This window comes from Citrobacter sp. wls706 (assembly GCF_005281305.1).
In the GTDB taxonomy this organism is placed as follows: domain Bacteria; phylum Pseudomonadota; class Gammaproteobacteria; order Enterobacterales; family Enterobacteriaceae; genus Citrobacter; species Citrobacter werkmanii.
In genome coordinates this window covers 30,376-46,620 of sequence record NZ_SZXG01000010.1, presented here as the reverse complement: position 1 = coordinate 46,620, position 16,245 = coordinate 30,376, and the positions used below count along the sequence as shown (strand labels likewise).

The window sequence follows — 16,245 nt, the reverse complement described above, 5'->3', positions numbered from 1 at the left end:
TGAAGATTTTCGTCACTCCACCAGCAATAATTTATAAAGCGGTTGATTTTCTTCAACCAAATCAGCAAGTGTGTAGTTGTCCAGTTCCGTGAGAAAACTTTGCACTGCTTTAGAAAGCGCCTGTTTGAGTCGGCAGGCAGGGGTTATGTGGCAAAACTCGCTGCTACAGTTGACCAGCGATAAGGGTTCCAGCTCGCGAACCACATCACCAATACAAATATCCTTAGCGGGTTTACCCAGGCGGATACCGCCATTTTTTCCTCGAATAGCAGTAACAAAGCCCGCCCGGCTAAGTTGATTGATTATTTTGACCATATGATTACGGGACACGCCGTAGACTTCTGTCACCTCAGAAATACTGGTCATACGTCCTTCGGGAAGTGACGCCATGTAGATTAGCGCACGTAATCCGTAATCGGTGAAACTTGTTAACTGCACATCAACCTCAGGAAAAGGGATAAAACGGATAAACCTGGTGGTATTAATTATATTGATGATAAACCAGCCACCAGCCAGGTCGCTAATTTATTTCAGTTCGGGAAGGAAAAAAGCGAGGAACTTACGTGATTTTAAGCCGGATTCTGATGCAAAACGCCTCATCCGGCCTAAGATAGTGCAAGCGCAGCGCCATCCGACGCTACGCCATAACCAGAATTATGCGTCGAACGGGTCGCGCAGGATCATGGTTTCAGTACGGTCTGGGCCAGTTGAGATAATATCAATCGGCACACCGGTCAGTTCTTCAATACGCTTGATGTAGTTCAGTGCTGCCTGCGGCAGACCGCTACGTTCCTTCACGCCAAAGGTGGATTCAGACCAGCCCGGCATGGTTTCGTAAATCGGCTCGATACCTTTCCAGTCGTCAGCCGCCAGCGGAGTCGTTGTAACTTCACGGCCATCCGGCATACGGTAAGCGACACAGATTTTCACCTCTTTCAAACCGTCCAGCACGTCCAGTTTGGTCAGGCAGAAGCCAGACAGGGAGTTAATCTGTACTGCACGACGTACGGCAACGGAGTCCAGCCAACCGGTACGACGACGACGGCCGGTGGTTGCGCCATACTCGTTACCTTGTTTGCACAGGAACTCACCAACGTCATCAAACAGCTCAGTCGGGAACGGACCTGCGCCGACACGAGTAGAGTAAGCTTTGATGATGCCCAGAACGTAATCCACATAACGTGGACCCAGGCCGGAGCCGGTCGCCACGCCACCCGCAGTGGTGTTGGAGGAGGTTACGTACGGATAGGTACCGTGATCGATATCCAGCAGCGTACCCTGCGCGCCTTCGAACATGACGAAATCGCCACGCTTACGCGCCTGGTCCAGCAGATCGGAAACATCAACAACCATAGAGGTCAGGATGTCGGCAATCGCCATCACATCATCCAGCACTTTCTGGTAGTCAACGGCTTCGACTTTATAGAAATTCACCAACTGGAAGTTGTGATATTCCATCACTTCTTTCAGTTTTTCAGCGAAGGTTGCTTTATCAAACAGATCGCCAACGCGCAGACCGCGACGAGCCACTTTGTCTTCATAAGCCGGACCGATACCACGACCGGTAGTACCGATCGCTTTCTCGCCACGCGCTTTCTCACGAGCGTTATCCAACGCAACGTGATAATCAAGGATCAGCGGACACGCTTCAGACAGCAGCAGGCGCTCGCGAACCGGGATACCACGATCTTCCAGCCCTTTCATTTCTTTCATCAGCGCGGACGGAGACAGTACAACACCGTTACCGATGATGCTGATGACATTCTCGCGAAGAATACCTGATGGAATAAGATGGAGGACGGTTTTTTCACCGTTGATTACGAGAGTATGGCCTGCGTTGTGACCACCCTGGTAGCGCACAACATATTTAGCCCGTTCAGTCAGAAGATCGACGATCTTCCCTTTACCTTCGTCACCCCATTGGGTGCCCAGTACGACGACGTTGTTACCCATTTTTCAAAATCACCGTTTGCTTAAAAATGGATTCTACCACCGCTTTTTCAGATATACAGCACTTTTTGCATGCTAAAATCCGCAAATTAGGCTACTTATTGATCAGCCAATCGTTTTCCTCAACATGTAGTAGACCACAACGCCCGCGACCACAAGACCTCCACCAAAACGACGCAAAGTATTTTCGGGAAGTTGCGCCATCGCGGAGATCATTTTCTTCCATGCGCTGGGATAAAGCATAGGACCCAGGCCTTCCAGCACCAAAACCAGCGCGAGCGCCAGTAAGATTGTTGAATTCATTCATCGACCTTATATAAAAAGAAAACCACCGCATCCCTGGGGACGCCGGTGGTTTTGCTGGTTTAAAACCGCTGAAACTATTTTAGCGTGTCGCGGTATTCGGTGTCTTCATGTAGCGGAAGAAATCGCTGTCCGGGCTCATGACCATCACGTCCTGGTTACCTTCGAAGCTCTTCTCGTAAGCGCGCAGGCTACGGATGAAAGCGTAGAAGTCAGGATCCTGGCTGAACGCATCGGCAAACAGCTTAGCCGCTTCCGCATCGCCTTCACCACGCATGATGCGGCCCTGACGTTCAGCTTCTGCCAGCGTTTTCGTTACTTCATAATCCGCCGTTGCACGCAGTTTTTCCGCTTCTTCCTGACCTTGTGAACGATGGCGACGAGCTACCGCTTCACGCTCAGCGCGCATACGGTTGTAGATGGCCTCAGACACTTCAGCAGGCAGGTTGATTTGCTTAATACGCACGTCAACCACTTCAATGCCCAATGCCGCCATACTGTTCGGGTTGATGACCGGTACTTTACCGTTCGTTTCAGCCTGAACACGTTCAGCCGCTTCGGCAATCGCGCTATCCGCCGCCGGTGTCGCGACTTCATCTTCCGTGCCAGCAGAACCGGAGTTCAGCGCGTCACGGACTTCCAGAGTCAGGCGACCACGGGAATCGGTAACGATGTCTTTCACGTCGAGACGACCAATTTCAGAACGCAGACGGTCAGAGAACTTACGTTTCAGCAGAACTTCCGCCTGAGAAACGTCGCCACCGCCCGTTGCCAGGTAGTAACGGCTAAAGTCACTGATGCGCCACTTGATATAGGAGTCAACGATTAGGTCTTTCTTCTCTTTGGTGACAAAGCGATCGGCCTGGTTGTCCATGGTTTGGATACGCGCATCCAGCATTTTCACGGATTCAATAAACGGAATCTTGAAGTGCAGGCCTGGTGCAACGACCAACGGCTTGTTGTCATCGTCACGCAGAACTTTACCAAAGCGCAGCGTAATACCGCGCTCGCCTTCTTTGACCACAAAGACAGACATGAACAGAACTACCAGAACGATGATGATAATCGCAATAACTGACTTACGCATCGTTATTCCCCCTGACGCTGGTAGTCGTTACGCTGCGCGTTGGCGCGGCGTTGGTCCATAATATCGCCCTGACTGGTGGACGAGGTGTTGCTTGCTCCAGTGCTGGAGGTCGTCGCTGGCGGCAGACGCAGCAGGTTTGAACTGCTGTCGCTCTTGGCTGCTGGCGCACTACCGCCTTTCAGCATTTGATCCAGCGGCAGAACCATCAGATTGCTGCCCTTATCGTTAACCAGAACTTTGCGAGTATGACTCAGCACTTTTTCCATGGTCTCGATATACAGACGCTCGCGAGTAATTTGCGGTGCGGCTTTATATTCCGGCAGAATTTTAGCGAAGCGAGCCACTTCACCCTGTGCTTCCAGGATGGTTTGCGTTTTGTAAGCACGCGCTTCTTCCAGAATACGCTGCGCCTGACCATTCGCACGAGGTTGCACTTCGTTGGTGTACGCTTCCGCTTCACGGATGTATTGCTGTTCGTTTTCACGCGCGGCAATCGCATCGTCAAACGCGGCTTTAACCTCTTCCGGCGGACGTGCTGCCTGGAAGTTGACGTCCAGCAGGGTGATACCCATGTTGTACGGACGGATCGTTTCTTCCAGTTCACGCTGGGTATCGCTACGAATAACGGTACGCCCTTCGGTCAGGATACGGTCCATAGTGTATTTACCGATAACGCCACGCAGTGCGCTGTCGGTTGCCTGACGCAGACTGTCATCCGCGCTGGTTACGCTAAACAGGTAACGCTGCGGATCGGTTACGCGGTACTGCACGTTCATTTCAACGCGCACGACGTTTTCGTCAGATGTCAGCATGACGCCGGATGCGGCAAGTTCACGCACGGCTTCAACGTTGACCGGGGTCACTTCGTCGATAAAGGTCGGTTTCCAGTTCAGACCCGGCTCAACCAAATGGCTGAATTTACCGAAGCGTGTCACCACGCCGCGTTCCGCTTCTTTAATGGTATAGAAACCGCTGGCCGCCCAGATAATGACGATAGCGGCCGCTGCGATAGTAAAGACCCGACCGCCCAGTTGCGGACGCGGACCTTGCGATGAACTACCGCCGCCAGAACCAGTACCTTTACCACCGCCCAGACCACCGAGCTTTTTGCTCAGTTTGCGGAAGATATCATCCAGATCGGGAGGTCCCTGATCGCGACCACCTTTGTTTCCATTTCCCTCAGGGTTGCCGCCAGGTTTGCTGCTTCCCCACGGGTCGCGGTCTTGTCCGTTATTACCGGGCTGATTCCACGCCATGTTTGTGCTCCATATTTGTTATGCGGTGATATACCCCGTTTTTTGCACTACAGGGGCGTTACCGCCGACCTGCAACCCAAAATTCGATGAGTATTGGGCAAAAAATCCCCAGGCATTTCCTCCCGGTCAGATAATGTAATCTGCCAGGGTCGGTTCTTGTTTACAGAGGCGACGCCAGTCTACGATCGGCATACGAACCTGCAGACCTACGCTGCCGTCCTCCTCCATCCACTCTTTTTCTATTGCCTGAAGTTGGTAAAACCGGCTTCTCAGACGCCCTTCCTGCGGCGGCAAACGCAACGTATGCTGCGCTACCTCACCGGAAAGCCGCTCAGTCAAAGCCTGAAAAAGCTGTGGTATTCCTATTCCCGTTTGCGCTGAAACCCAAACGCGAATGGGTTTATTCTCTTCATCTCTGTCGATACGCGGTTCAAAGTCATCCAGCATATCGATTTTATTCATCACCAGCAGGGTCGGGATCTCATGCGCATCGATCTCCTCAAGCACCGTATCAACGGCCTCGATGTTTTCTTGCACACGAAAATCTGCTGCATCAATAACGTGCAGCAGCAATGTCGCCTGACGTGTTTCCTGCAAGGTGGCTTTAAACGCCGCCACCAGGTCGTGCGGTAAGTGGCGGATAAACCCTACGGTATCCGCCAGCACGGTTTCACCGACATCCGCAACGTCGATCCGGCGCAGGGTCGGGTCCAGGGTCGCAAACAGCTGATCCGCTGCGTAGACCCGGGCTTCAGTTATCTGATTGAACAGGGTGGATTTTCCGGCGTTGGTATATCCCACCAGTGATACGGTCGGGACATCCGCTTTCTTACGCGACTGTCGCCCCTGCTCACGTTGCTTTTCAACTTTTTCCAGGCGCGACTGTATCTGCAAAATGCGATTACGCAGCAAACGACGGTCGGTTTCGAGCTGGGTTTCACCCGGACCGCGCAAACCAATCCCGCCCTTTTGCCTTTCAAGGTGGGTCCAGCCACGGACCAGACGCGTAGCCATATGGCGCAGCTGCGCCAGCTCAACCTGCAACTTACCCTCATGGGTTCGCGCACGCTGGGCAAAAATATCCAGAATAAGACCAGTCCTGTCGATAACCAGACACTGGCACAATTGTTCCAGGTTACGTTCCTGGGCAGGGCTTAGAGCATGATCAAAAATCACCACCGCAGCGCCAGTCGCTTTTACGGCTTCGGCAATTTCGATTGCCTTACCTTCACCAACAAAATACTTCGGGTGCGGTGCTTTACGGCTCCCGGTAATCACCTGCATTGCTTCGACACCGGCGGAAGAAACCAGAGATTCAAACTCCTGGAGGTCTTCCATATCTTTGTCTTGCGAAAAATAGATGTGTACCAGTACCGCCTGCTCACCGGCATCATAACGGTCAAACAAGCGTCAACCCCTTAATATGTATCAACGGGGAACGCAGGTTCGCTGGCTCCCCGTATGTAAAACAGCGATCAACCTTATTCGGTTTCTTCGCTGTCCTGTTGCGCAGATGAACCTTGCGCGTTGCTACCGTGATGGTAGTTGCTGCCAGTGCCGCCGGTGGCATTATTGCTGTGATGAGAAACCGGGCGAGACGGGACAACAGTAGAAATCGCGTGCTTATAAACCATCTGGCTGACCGTGTTCTTCAACAGGATCACGAACTGATCAAAAGACTCGATTTGACCTTGCAGCTTAATACCATTCACCAAATAAATAGAAACTGGAACACGTTCCCGACGCAGTGCGTTCAGGAACGGATCTTGTAAAGATTGCCCCTTAGCCATTCTCTCTTTTCCTTATATGCTTATTTGTACTTTGAACCTTTCGATTCTGAAAAATTGCGCACGATACGTTTCAATTGTACACATTCAGTTCGCGATAGCACCAACAACCTGTAATACTTCGTTTCGCGCCTGGTCAGGCTTTTCACTGTCAAGCCAGTGCACCCCTTCCCAACCACGCAACCAGGTTACCTGCCGCTTCGCCAACTGCCTCGTGGCGCAAACACCTCTATAAACCATTTCATCGTATGAAATTTCGCCTTCAATGTATGACCACATCTGGCGATACCCCACACAACGAATGGAAGGCAAATCCGTATGCAAATCTCCACGGGCAAAAAGCGCCCGGACTTCTGCTTCAAAACCTGAAGCTAACATCTGATGAAAACGCTGCTCAATTCGCTGATGGAGCAGTTCACGGCTCGCCGGGGCGATTGCAAACTGATGCACCTCATACGGCAAAGCATCTCCTGACGTTTGCGTCAGCTCCGTTAAAGTTTTACCCGAAATGAAAAAAACTTCCAGTGCCCGGGAAAGTCTTTGCGGATCATTTGGATGAATACGCGCGGCAGCCACGGGATCGATCTCCTGAAGCTGTCGGTGCAATGCGTCCCACCCGTGCTCTGCCGCCTGCTGCTCAATTCTGGCCCTGACGTCCGGGTCTGCCGACGGTAACGGCGACAGCCCTTCAAGCAAGGCTTTGAAATATAACATTGTGCCGCCCACCAGCAGCGGGATACGCCCCGCGGCGGTGATATCGGCCATCTCGGCTAACGCATCGCGGCGAAAATCCGCAGCAGAGTACGCCTGCGACGGATCGCGAATATCCAGCAATCGGTGCGGCGCGGCCTGTAATTCATCTGCATCAGGCTTGGCTGTACCGATATCCATCCCTTTGTAAATAAGGGCGGAATCAACGCTTATCAACTCTACAGGCAAAACTTTACGCAATTCAATTGCTAATGCCGTTTTACCGGAGGCCGTTGGCCCCATTAAAAAAATCGCCTTTGGCAGGCTCGCCTTACGGGTATCACTCATGTTTCAGGGCATTCATTACCGAATGTAAATCAACAGGTTGTAACAGACCACCCGGCGGTGCCTTCACGAGTTGTGGGCAAAGCCGCTCAACATCCGCTAGCAGCGTAATCGCCTGGGCCATGCTCCACTGCGGATGCTCGCTCATCAGGTTACGTGCAATCCACTGTGCAATATTGCCCGGTTCAAATACGGACTGCTGCGCCAGGTAGCCTATCAGTTCAGGAATCAAGATTTGTAAATTTTGTTGGCGTAAGGGTAAAGGCACTGCCCGGATGGTCACATGCTGCGCATCCAGTTGAAATTCAATGCCCAGATCGGCCAGTTGGCTCTGCCCTTTCTGCAGCGCCGCTTTTTCATCGGCGGTCACTTTTAGACGTAAAGGAATCAGCAACGGCTGGGCGCAAACAGTACCCTCTCCCGGCGTTAACTGCGCCTGACGCAGCCAACGTTCCGCCACCGGTAATGCCAGTAACCGAATATGACCATCACATTCGAGTAAGGCACAGTCCGCACCGACAATCGTTAGCACCCGACCAAAACCTTGACTATTGCCGGTCAGCGGTGCTGATGGCGCTTCAGATTCCGGCGCTTTACGCGTTGGAACTGGCGTCTGCAGCAGTTGCTGATAAATCTCACCCTGCTGCTTTTGATATCCAGGCTGGGCATGAGGCCAGCTGGCGCCCGCCTGACGACCACCACCGCCAGCGGGGGCAGAGTAGCGAGGTGCAGCAGCTTCACGCGCCGGAGCGGGCTCAGCAAAATGGTTACGTCCGGCTGCAATGCGGTTTTCCGGGATGTGCCGGGGGGCGGGCTCGTCGTCATCAGCCAACGGCAGCGGCGTTTCAAGCTGCTGTTGCAGGACGCTCAATACGCCCTGGTAGATAAAATCATGCACCAGACGCGACTGATGGAAACGGACCTCATGTTTGGCGGGATGCACGTTGACATCCACCTGATGCGGATCGATTTCCAGGTATAAAACAAATGCAGGCTGCTGATCGGCGCCCAGCTTATCTTCACAGGCCTGGCGGATAGCGTGGTTGATCAGGCGGTCACGCATCATCCGGCCATTCACGTAGCAGTACTGGATTTCCGCCAGCGCCGTCGTCGTGTGGTGCGGATCGGCTACCCAGCCCCGCAGCGTCAAATCGCCATGCTGCCATTCAATCGCCAGCGCATGTTCCAGAAACGGCATACCGCAAATCGCGCCCAGTCGGCGCTCTTTTTGCCCATCTGCTGCCACTGCACGGTACTGACGCACCACTTTGCCGTTGTGCGACAGATTAATCGTCACATCGAACCGCGCCAGCGCAATGCGGCGGATAATCTCGTCGATATGATTAAATTCGGTTTTCTCGGTGCGCATAAACTTGCGCCGCGCCGGGGTGTTGTAGAACAGATCCAACACCTCCAGCGTGGTGCCCACCGGATGCGCGGCGGGTTTCACTGTGACATCCATGTCGCGCCCTTCGGCATAGGCTTGCCAGGCTTCAGATTGCTCTTGCGTGCGCGACGTCAGGGTTAAACGAGAGACTGAGCTAATGCTGGCTAACGCTTCGCCGCGAAACCCGAGGCTCACGATGGCTTCGAGATCGTCAAGCGAGGCAATTTTACTGGTGGCGTGACGCGCCAGCGCCAGCTCGTCTTTTTTAATCCCGCAGCCGTTGTCACGAATACGGATAAGCTTCGCGCCGCCGCGTTCGATATCAATATCAATACGCGTCGCGCCGGCATCGATACTGTTTTCCACCAGCTCTTTCACCACTGACGCAGGCCGTTCTACCACCTCGCCCGCGGCAATCTGGTTCGCCAACTGTGGCGGTAGAACCTGAATCGGCATGGCTAATCCTTAATTTGTTAACGTGTTGCCAGGCGACACGGCACTGGCGGTTTGCGCCGGCGCTCCCTGCGGCCCGGTTTGCATCGGGTGCGCCTGGAAATAGTTACGCAATCCTTTGTAAATCGCCTCGGCCAGTTGCTGCTGGTAATCATCGCTCGCCAACAGACGCTCTTCGCTGTTGTTACTGATAAAGCCGGTTTCAACCAGCACTGACGGGATATCAGGCGAACGTAATACGCCCAGGCTGGCATGTTCCGGCCGACGTTTATGCATTGAGCCAATACGTTCTAACTGACCGATCATGCTGGTCGCCACATCATACCCGACGCGTTGCGAATGACCGAACTGCAGATCCAGCACGGCCTGACTGAGGTAAGGATCGGCCTGGCTGTTGGCCAGCACATCACCCGCACCGCCTAACAGTTCCGATTGCTTCTCGTGCTGCTCCAACCAGCCGGCCATTTCACTGTTCGCCCGGCGGTTTGACAGTACCCAGACGGAAGCGCCAGTGGCATCCCGGTTTGGCGCGGCATCCGCATGAATCGAAACCAGGAAGTTGGCGTTTTGTTTACGCGCAACGTCGGAACGCCCCATCACCGAGATGAAGTAATCGCCATCGCGGGTGAGAACACCTTTAAACATCGGGTCATCATTCAGCAAACTGCGTAGTTTACGCGCCACGGCAATCGTGACATTTTTCTCACGCGTACCGCCGGGGCCAATTGCGCCGGGATCCTGTCCACCGTGCCCGGCATCAATGGCGATAACCACTTTGTCGCCGCTGTTGGTGCTGGCGCGCGCCGCAGGTCGCGTGGACGTATTACTGCTGGTAACCGCCGTGGTGCGGTCGTTTTCCGCTTTAAACGGGTTACGTGCAGGCTCGACAGGACGCGGGGCGACAACCGGCGCCTCGACACGCTTCGCGACCACCGGAGGCGGTGGCGGCGGCGTATCCGCTTTGATGGTAAACACGACGGTATAATTGCCGCCGTTTTGTCGTTTAACGGCTTCTGCTTTACCGTTCTCGGTTAAATCCACCAGCAGGCGCAGAGACTGCGCGTCTTTTGGCGTACCGGAACGAATAGATTTGACCAGATTATTACCGCTAAACAGCAGCGGTAATCCCTGAATCACACCGGTTTGTTTAATATCCAGCGCGACGGTTCGTTTCCCATCCTGCGAAACGGCGTATTCAGGATCGCCAATAAAGCTCAGCGTAATCCGCGCCTGTTGATCACCATTGGAAACCTGAAGATCGGAGAGGCTGGCGGCCCCTGCCTGCGCGCACAGCAGGACCAGGGTTGCCATCAGCCAGTTTCTGATGCGATAAATCATCCCGCCACCCTTAAGGTTAATCGGCTAAACGCGCCAGCAATAAATCACCCGATGAGGAGACTGCGCTTACGCGCGCCTCTCGACCTTGTGCCTGGTATTCAATGTGTATTTCGACGTCCGGGTCTGGCAGTACACCTTTACCTTGTTGTGGCCATTCCACCAGGCAGATGGCATCATTGGCAAAATAATCACGGATCCCCATAAATTCCAGCTCCTCCGGGTCCGCAAGTCGATACAGATCGAAGTGATAAACCATCAAATTATCGAGCGAATAGGGTTCAACCAGCGTGTAAGTCGGGCTTTTTACATTACCTTTGTGGCCTAACGCCTGCAGGAATCCACGGCTGAAAGTGGTTTTGCCCGCACCCAGGTCGCCGTACAAATAAATTACCGTCGCGCCGTCACAGGCTTTGGCTACCCGCAATCCAAAGTCTAAAGTCGCCTGTTCATCAGGTAGTGGAATTACTCGATTCATCATGATAAACGTCAATCACATCAGGGTTAACAATACGCTGTAGCGTAGTAAAGAGATCGGTCGCCAGCATGCCGCGCGTACCAAAACGCGCCGCCAGCACATCCGCCGCCGCACCGTGCGCAACACATCCCGCACATGCTGCATCATACGGGGTAAGCTTCTGTCCGAGCAATGCGCCAATAATACCGGAAAGCACATCACCCATTCCGCCGCTGGCCATGCCTGCATTGCCGGTATCAATAATACCCAACTCAGCCTGTTCAGCAGCAACAACCGTACCCGCGCCTTTCAGCACTACCACGCCTCCGTACCGTTTTACCAGACGTTGTGCACAAAGTAAGCGATCGTCTTCAATTTCTGCAATGGAACAGCCCAGCAGTCGCGCGGCTTCTCCCGGATGCGGCGTGATCACGCGATTGTGACGTTTATCGGGGTTGATTGCCAGCAGGTTCAGCGCATCGGCATCCCAGAGCATCGGTTTGCGAAAATTCTCGACCTTTTGCAGCGCTTTTTTGCCCCACTCCTGCTGACCAAGCCCGGGGCCAATCACAACAACATCCGCCCACGCCAGGCTTTCATCCAGAGTTTGCGGCGTTAGCATATCAACCATCAGTTCGGGCCTGGCGGTCAGAATCGGCGCGATGTTTTCACTGCGGGTCAGCATTTTGACCAGCCCGGCGCCTGCACGCAGCGCCGCTTCACCGGCCATACGTATTGCGCCTGCCGTCCCGTGGTCACCGCCGATAATCACCAGCCGACCGTGGGAACCTTTGTGCGAGGTAGGTCGGCGTGGCGTTAGCCAGTGCGCAAGCTGTTGAGCATCAAAACGTTGAATTGGCGCATTCTGCCCAACCAGCCAGTCGTCCAACCCAAGCGCGTTAACATGCAGGCGTCCGGTGACATCGCGCGCTTTACCCGTTAACAGGCCTGGTTTGAGTGCAATAAAGGTGACGGTATGCGCCGCATTGATGACTGATCCCGGTGTCGCTCCGGTTTGTGCCAGCAGGCCGGAAGGAATATCGATCGCCACGATGGGAGCTGGGTAAGTATTGGCACGTTCAATCAATACCGAGAGAGAGTCACGCGGCGCGTACTTTAAGCCAGTCCCTGACAGCGCGTCGATGATGACGTCCACGCTACCAGGCCAGGTGATATCCGCAGCATGAATGACGCCACCGGCGTTAAGCCAGGCATCGCGCGCCTGCTGTGCTTCCTTCGGGAGCGGTTTGTCACTCTCTTGCGCCAGCAGCGTGACCTTAAGTCCCTGCGCTTTGGCAAGCCTTGCCACTACGTAGCCATCGCCGCCGTTGTTGCCATGACCGCACAGCACCAGCCAGTGTTGAGCGTGCGGATAGGCTTCGCGGGCGACCTGAAACGCGGCCTCTCCCGCCCGTTGCATCAGTTCGTACAACGTCAGCCCTAAGCTGTCTGCCGCCTCTCGCTCCATCCGCCTGATGTCATCGGCGTACCAGATGGAGTGTGGTATACTTGCGGGGTTTTTCTTCATTGTATGGTCCGTCATGTCAGAGCCCCTCGATCTCAATCAGTTAGCGCAAAATATTAAGCAGTGGGGGCTGGAGCTTGGCTTTCAGCAGGTCGGTATTGCCGATACCGACCTCAGCGAAGCGGAGCCCAAACTGCAGGCCTGGCTGGATCAACACTATCACGGCGAGATGGACTGGATGGCCCGTCACGGCATGATGCGCGCCCGACCTCACGAATTATTGCCTGGTACGCTACGTGTCATCAGCGTACGTATGAACTATCTCCCTGCCAAGGCGGCCTTTGCCAGCACGTTGAAAAACCCCTCTCTGGGTTACGTCAGTCGCTACGCGCTTGGGCGCGACTACCATAAGCTGCTGCGTAACCGCTTAAAAAAGCTGGGCGAGATGATTCAACAACACTGCGTTTCGCTGAATTTTAGACCTTTTGTCGATTCCGCGCCCATTCTTGAGCGTCCGCTGGCGGAAAAAGCCGGGCTTGGCTGGACAGGTAAGCACTCACTTATCCTCAATCGCGAAGCCGGTTCATTTTTCTTCCTCGGTGAATTGCTGGTCAACCTGCCCTTGCCGGTCGATAAGCCAGTAGAAGAAGGATGCGGGAAATGCGTCGCCTGTATGACCATCTGTCCCACCGGGGCCATCGTTGAACCCTACACCGTAGATGCGCGCCGTTGTATCTCTTATCTCACTATCGAACTGGAAGGCGCTATCCCTGAAGCGTTTCGACCCTTGTTGGGGAATCGCATTTACGGCTGCGATGATTGTCAGCTCATTTGTCCCTGGAACCGCTATTCGCAGTTGACGGTCGAGGATGACTTTAGCCCACGCAAGCAGCTGCATGCTCCGGAGTTAATAGAGCTGTTTAGCTGGAGCGAAGCGTGGTTTTTAAAAGTCACTGAGGGGTCTGCCATTCGTCGTATCGGTCATCTGCGCTGGCTGCGAAATATCGCTGTTGCGTTGGGCAATGCACCCTGGGATGAAGCCGTAATTAACGCCCTGGAAAACCGTAGAGGTGAGCACCCACTTCTCGACGAACACATAGAGTGGGCGGTTGCTCAGCAAATTGAGAAGCGAAACGCCTGCGTAGTTGAGGTGCAGTTGCCGAAGAAACAACGTTTAGTCAGGGTCATCGAAAAGGGTCTACCGCGCGACGCTTAAGTCATCCACAGCTTGTGTATAAAAATAAAAACACATTGATATTCAAGAGGGAAAAAATCGTCAAGTGATCGCATTAACAATTTGAAATGATAATTAATCCAATAATTTCAATGTGTTAAAATGATACTATTAACTAGGCGAAGTTTTTTGCATTCCAGGAATAATACCCGGGCCTGTGGATAAGTCTGTTTACAAGAGTATGTCAACGACGAAACAAAACGTCCCCAACGCGATTCTTCGTTGTGGATATTTTTTTGAGATAAGAATTTGGAGCGGGAAACGAGACTCGAACTCGCGACCCCGACCTTGGCAAGGTCGTGCTCTACCAACTGAGCTATTCCCGCTTGGGTGTGTCTGTGCTGAACAAGCACTTTCAAATTTTGGAGCGGGAAACGAGACTCGAACTCGCGACCCCGACCTTGGCAAGGTCGTGCTCTACCAACTGAGCTATTCCCGCTTGGGTGTGTCTGTGCTGAACAAGCACTTTCAAATTTTGGAGCGGGAAACGAGACTCGAACTCGCGACCCCGACCTTGGCAAGGTCGTGCTCTACCAACTGAGCTATTCCCGCAAATTTGTTGCTGTCGTAATTCGCATTTCTGCGTCGTTACGGGAGGCGCATTATACGAGAAATCCGTTTAGCTGCAACCCCCCTGAATACGTTTTTTTTGAAAATCCGTTCAAGTGATTACTTTACAATCAAGCTGAACAATTTAGCGTCAAAACCCCGGTGACGCAAGTCACCGGAGAATAAAATCAAAGCTTAATAAAATGTTCGCGATAGTAAGCAAGCTCAGCAACCGACTCACGGATGTCATCCATCGCCTGATGCGTTCCTTGCTTGGTGAAGCCAGCAAGGATCTCCGGCTTCCAACGACGCGCCAGCTCTTTCAGCGTGCTGACGTCGAGATAGCGGTAATGGAAATACGCCTCCAGCTCCGGCATGTATTTAAACAGGAAACGACGATCCTGCCCGATGCTGTTGCCGCAGATAGGTGATTTTCCTGCCGGAACCCATTCTTGCAAAAATGCCAGCGTAGCCAGTTCTGCTTCGCGATCGCCCATGGTGCTCGCCTTTACCCGTTCCACCAGCCCGCTACCGGTATGCGTACGTACGTTCCAGTCATCCATTAATGCCAGTTGTTCGTCAGACTGGTGCACCGCAATCGTCGGTCCTTCAGCCAGAATATTTAAGTTGGCATCCGTCACCAGTGTGGCGATCTCAATAATGCGATCGCGCTCGGGATCCAGACCTGTCATCTCCAGATCGATCCAAATCAGGTTGTTTTCATTGGCACTCATGCTATTTTCCACCCTTCAGCGTCACATTCAGTGTGACTATATTCATCTAAAATTGCGTGTATCATAAATGTTTTGCCCATCATGGGCGACCAGGAGCCAGTCCGATTGAGTAAGAATAAACTCTCCAAAGGCCAACAGCGCCGTGTGAACGCCAATCACCAGCGTCGTCTTAAAACGTCCGCGGAGAAGCCCGACTATGACGACAACCTGTTTGGCGAAACTGCTGAAGGCATCGTGATCAGCCGTTTTGGCATGCATGCCGACGTGGAATCTGCTGACGGCGACATTCACCGCTGCAACATCCGCCGCACAATTCGTTCGCTGGTTACCGGCGATCGCGTCGTCTGGCGTCCAGGTAAAGCGGCCGCAGAAGGCGTAAATGTCAAAGGCATCGTAGAGGCGGTACACGAGCGCACCTCGGTACTGACACGTCCCGACTTTTACGACGGGGTAAAGCCGATTGCTGCCAACATCGACCAAATTGTTATTGTCTCAGCCATCTTACCCGAGCTGTCACTCAATATTATCGACCGCTATCTGGTTGCCTGCGAAACGCTACACGTCGAACCGATTATCGTACTGAATAAGATCGATCTGCTGGATGCCGAGGGCATGGCCTTTGTTAACGAACAGATGGATATCTATCGCAGCATTGGCTATCGCGTGTTGATGGTATCAAGCCGCACTAAAGACGGTCTGAAACCGCTTGAAGAAGCATTAACCGATCGCATCAGCATTTTTGCTGGCCAGTCGGGTGTAGGTAAATCCAGCCTGCTCAATAATCTTCTCGGCCTGCAGGAAGCGATCCTGACCAACGATGTCTCCGATAACTCCGGTCTTGGGCAGCACACCACTACCGCTTCTCGCCTGTATCACTTCCCACATGGCGGCGACGTTATCGACTCCCCGGGCGTACGCGAGTTCGGACTGTGGCATCTGGAACCGGAACAAATCACCCATGGTTTTGTCGAATTCCATGACTACCTGGGTCATTGTAAATACCGCGACTGCAAGCATGATACCGATCCAGGCTGTGCTATCCGTGAGGCTGTAGAAAAAGGGGAAATAGCCGAAACTCGGTTTGAAAATTATCACCGCATCCTGGAAAGCATGGCGCAGGTAAAAACGCGTAAAAACTTTTCTGATACAGACAACTGACAACTAAGCTAAGCATCGCTAGAATCGTCCCCCTTTTTCAGGATCCGGCCCGTAT

Annotated in this window: 15 protein-coding genes and 3 tRNA genes; 2 read left to right on the top strand and 16 right to left on the bottom strand. The window is 53.3% G+C overall.

Annotation, left to right across the window (positions count from 1 at the left end; all coding sequences use genetic code 11):
* Positions 1-12: 12 nt before the first annotated feature.
* The 12 genes from nsrR to nnr form a co-directional block, all read right to left on the bottom strand.
* Positions 13-438, bottom strand: coding sequence for a nitric oxide-sensing transcriptional repressor NsrR (nsrR, locus tag FDW92_RS03870; protein WP_038636528.1), 426 nt, complete (start codon positions 436-438; stop codon positions 13-15).
* Between the two features lie 216 nt (positions 439-654).
* Complete coding sequence (gene purA / locus FDW92_RS03865) at positions 655-1,953, bottom strand: adenylosuccinate synthase (protein WP_003025606.1); 1,299 nt, start codon at positions 1,951-1,953, stop codon at positions 655-657.
* 102 nt (positions 1,954-2,055) lie between these two features.
* The gene (locus tag FDW92_RS03860) at positions 2,056-2,253 is read right to left on the bottom strand and encodes a DUF2065 family protein (RefSeq protein WP_042312802.1); all 198 of its coding nucleotides are present in this window, start codon (positions 2,251-2,253) and stop codon (positions 2,056-2,058) included.
* 82 nt (positions 2,254-2,335) lie between these two features.
* Positions 2,336-3,340: a protease modulator HflC gene (gene hflC, locus FDW92_RS03855; RefSeq protein ID WP_042312803.1), complete on the bottom strand. Its 1,005-nt coding sequence runs from the start codon at positions 3,338-3,340 to the stop codon at positions 2,336-2,338.
* A gap of 2 nt (positions 3,341-3,342) precedes the next feature.
* Entirely contained in the window at positions 3,343-4,596 is a 1,254-nt protein-coding gene (gene hflK / locus FDW92_RS03850; RefSeq protein ID WP_042312805.1) for an FtsH protease activity modulator HflK, read from the bottom strand.
* Between the two features lie 126 nt (positions 4,597-4,722).
* Positions 4,723-6,003, bottom strand: coding sequence for a ribosome rescue GTPase HflX (gene hflX, locus FDW92_RS03845; RefSeq protein WP_042312807.1), 1,281 nt, complete (start codon positions 6,001-6,003; stop codon positions 4,723-4,725).
* A gap of 74 nt (positions 6,004-6,077) precedes the next feature.
* A complete protein-coding gene (hfq, locus tag FDW92_RS03840) occupies positions 6,078-6,386 on the bottom strand; it encodes an RNA chaperone Hfq (protein WP_003025584.1) in 309 nt (102 codons plus the stop codon).
* An 84-nt stretch (positions 6,387-6,470) separates the two neighbouring features.
* Entirely contained in the window at positions 6,471-7,421 is a 951-nt protein-coding gene (miaA, locus tag FDW92_RS03835; RefSeq protein WP_038636521.1) for a tRNA (adenosine(37)-N6)-dimethylallyltransferase MiaA, read from the bottom strand.
* Complete coding sequence (gene mutL, locus FDW92_RS03830) at positions 7,414-9,261, bottom strand: DNA mismatch repair endonuclease MutL (RefSeq protein ID WP_137400547.1); 1,848 nt, start codon at positions 9,259-9,261, stop codon at positions 7,414-7,416. Before mutL ends, miaA begins: the two co-directional genes overlap by 8 nt.
* A gap of 9 nt (positions 9,262-9,270) precedes the next feature.
* A complete protein-coding gene (gene amiB, locus FDW92_RS03825) occupies positions 9,271-10,596 on the bottom strand; it encodes an N-acetylmuramoyl-L-alanine amidase AmiB (RefSeq protein WP_042312814.1) in 1,326 nt (441 codons plus the stop codon).
* 16 nt (positions 10,597-10,612) lie between these two features.
* Positions 10,613-11,074, bottom strand: a complete 462-nt coding sequence (gene tsaE, locus FDW92_RS03820; protein WP_042312816.1) for a tRNA (adenosine(37)-N6)-threonylcarbamoyltransferase complex ATPase subunit type 1 TsaE — start codon at positions 11,072-11,074, stop codon at positions 10,613-10,615.
* Complete coding sequence (gene nnr, locus FDW92_RS03815; RefSeq protein ID WP_042312818.1) at positions 11,046-12,593, bottom strand: bifunctional ADP-dependent NAD(P)H-hydrate dehydratase/NAD(P)H-hydrate epimerase; 1,548 nt, start codon at positions 12,591-12,593, stop codon at positions 11,046-11,048. Before nnr ends, tsaE begins: the two co-directional genes overlap by 29 nt.
* Between nnr and queG the strand changes: the two genes are divergently transcribed.
* Positions 12,592-13,731 carry a tRNA epoxyqueuosine(34) reductase QueG gene (queG, locus tag FDW92_RS03810; protein ID WP_042312819.1) on the top strand — a complete coding sequence of 380 codons (1,140 nt, stop codon included), beginning with the start codon at positions 12,592-12,594 and terminating at the stop codon, positions 13,729-13,731. The two genes, nnr and queG, sit on opposite strands and share 2 nt — an antisense overlap.
* A 268-nt stretch (positions 13,732-13,999) precedes the next feature.
* Here the strand turns inward: queG and FDW92_RS03805 are convergent.
* From FDW92_RS03805 to orn, 4 genes are all read right to left on the bottom strand, one after another.
* Positions 14,000-14,075: transfer RNA gene (locus tag FDW92_RS03805), tRNA-Gly, on the bottom strand.
* A gap of 37 nt (positions 14,076-14,112) precedes the next feature.
* Positions 14,113-14,188 (bottom strand) — tRNA-Gly (locus tag FDW92_RS03800).
* Between the two features lie 37 nt (positions 14,189-14,225).
* Positions 14,226-14,301 (bottom strand) — tRNA-Gly (locus FDW92_RS03795).
* 185 nt (positions 14,302-14,486) lie between these two features.
* The gene (orn, locus tag FDW92_RS03790) at positions 14,487-15,032 is read right to left on the bottom strand and encodes an oligoribonuclease (RefSeq protein WP_006686300.1); all 546 of its coding nucleotides are present in this window, start codon (positions 15,030-15,032) and stop codon (positions 14,487-14,489) included.
* A 105-nt stretch (positions 15,033-15,137) separates the two neighbouring features.
* On the opposite strand from orn, the gene rsgA reads away from it, so the two are divergent.
* Complete coding sequence (gene rsgA, locus FDW92_RS03785; RefSeq protein ID WP_169742020.1) at positions 15,138-16,190, top strand: small ribosomal subunit biogenesis GTPase RsgA; 1,053 nt, start codon at positions 15,138-15,140, stop codon at positions 16,188-16,190.
* The last annotated feature ends 55 nt before the right edge of the window (positions 16,191-16,245 follow it).

Excerpts from the sequence above, each read along its gene's own strand:
- purA (WP_003025606.1), bottom strand. The coding sequence starts at position 1,953 with ATGGGTAACAACGTCGTCGTACTGGGCACCCAATGGGGTGACGAAGGT.
- FDW92_RS03860 (WP_042312802.1), bottom strand. The coding sequence starts at position 2,253 with ATGAATTCAACAATCTTACTGGCGCTCGCGCTGGTTTTGGTGCTGGAA.
- hflC (WP_042312803.1), bottom strand. The coding sequence starts at position 3,340 with ATGCGTAAGTCAGTTATTGCGATTATCATCATCGTTCTGGTAGTTCTG.
- hflK (WP_042312805.1), bottom strand. The coding sequence starts at position 4,596 with ATGGCGTGGAATCAGCCCGGTAATAACGGACAAGACCGCGACCCGTGG.
- hfq (WP_003025584.1), bottom strand. The coding sequence starts at position 6,386 with ATGGCTAAGGGGCAATCTTTACAAGATCCGTTCCTGAACGCACTGCGT.
- miaA (WP_038636521.1), bottom strand. The coding sequence starts at position 7,421 with ATGAGTGATACCCGTAAGGCGAGCCTGCCAAAGGCGATTTTTTTAATG.
- mutL (WP_137400547.1), bottom strand. The coding sequence starts at position 9,261 with ATGCCGATTCAGGTTCTACCGCCACAGTTGGCGAACCAGATTGCCGCG.
- amiB (WP_042312814.1), bottom strand. The coding sequence starts at position 10,596 with ATGATTTATCGCATCAGAAACTGGCTGATGGCAACCCTGGTCCTGCTG.
- tsaE (WP_042312816.1), bottom strand. The coding sequence starts at position 11,074 with ATGATGAATCGAGTAATTCCACTACCTGATGAACAGGCGACTTTAGAC.
- queG (WP_042312819.1), top strand. The coding sequence starts at position 12,592 with ATGTCAGAGCCCCTCGATCTCAATCAGTTAGCGCAAAATATTAAGCAG.
- nnr (WP_042312818.1), bottom strand. The coding sequence starts at position 12,593 with ATGACGGACCATACAATGAAGAAAAACCCCGCAAGTATACCACACTCC.
- orn (WP_006686300.1), bottom strand. The coding sequence starts at position 15,032 with ATGAGTGCCAATGAAAACAACCTGATTTGGATCGATCTGGAGATGACA.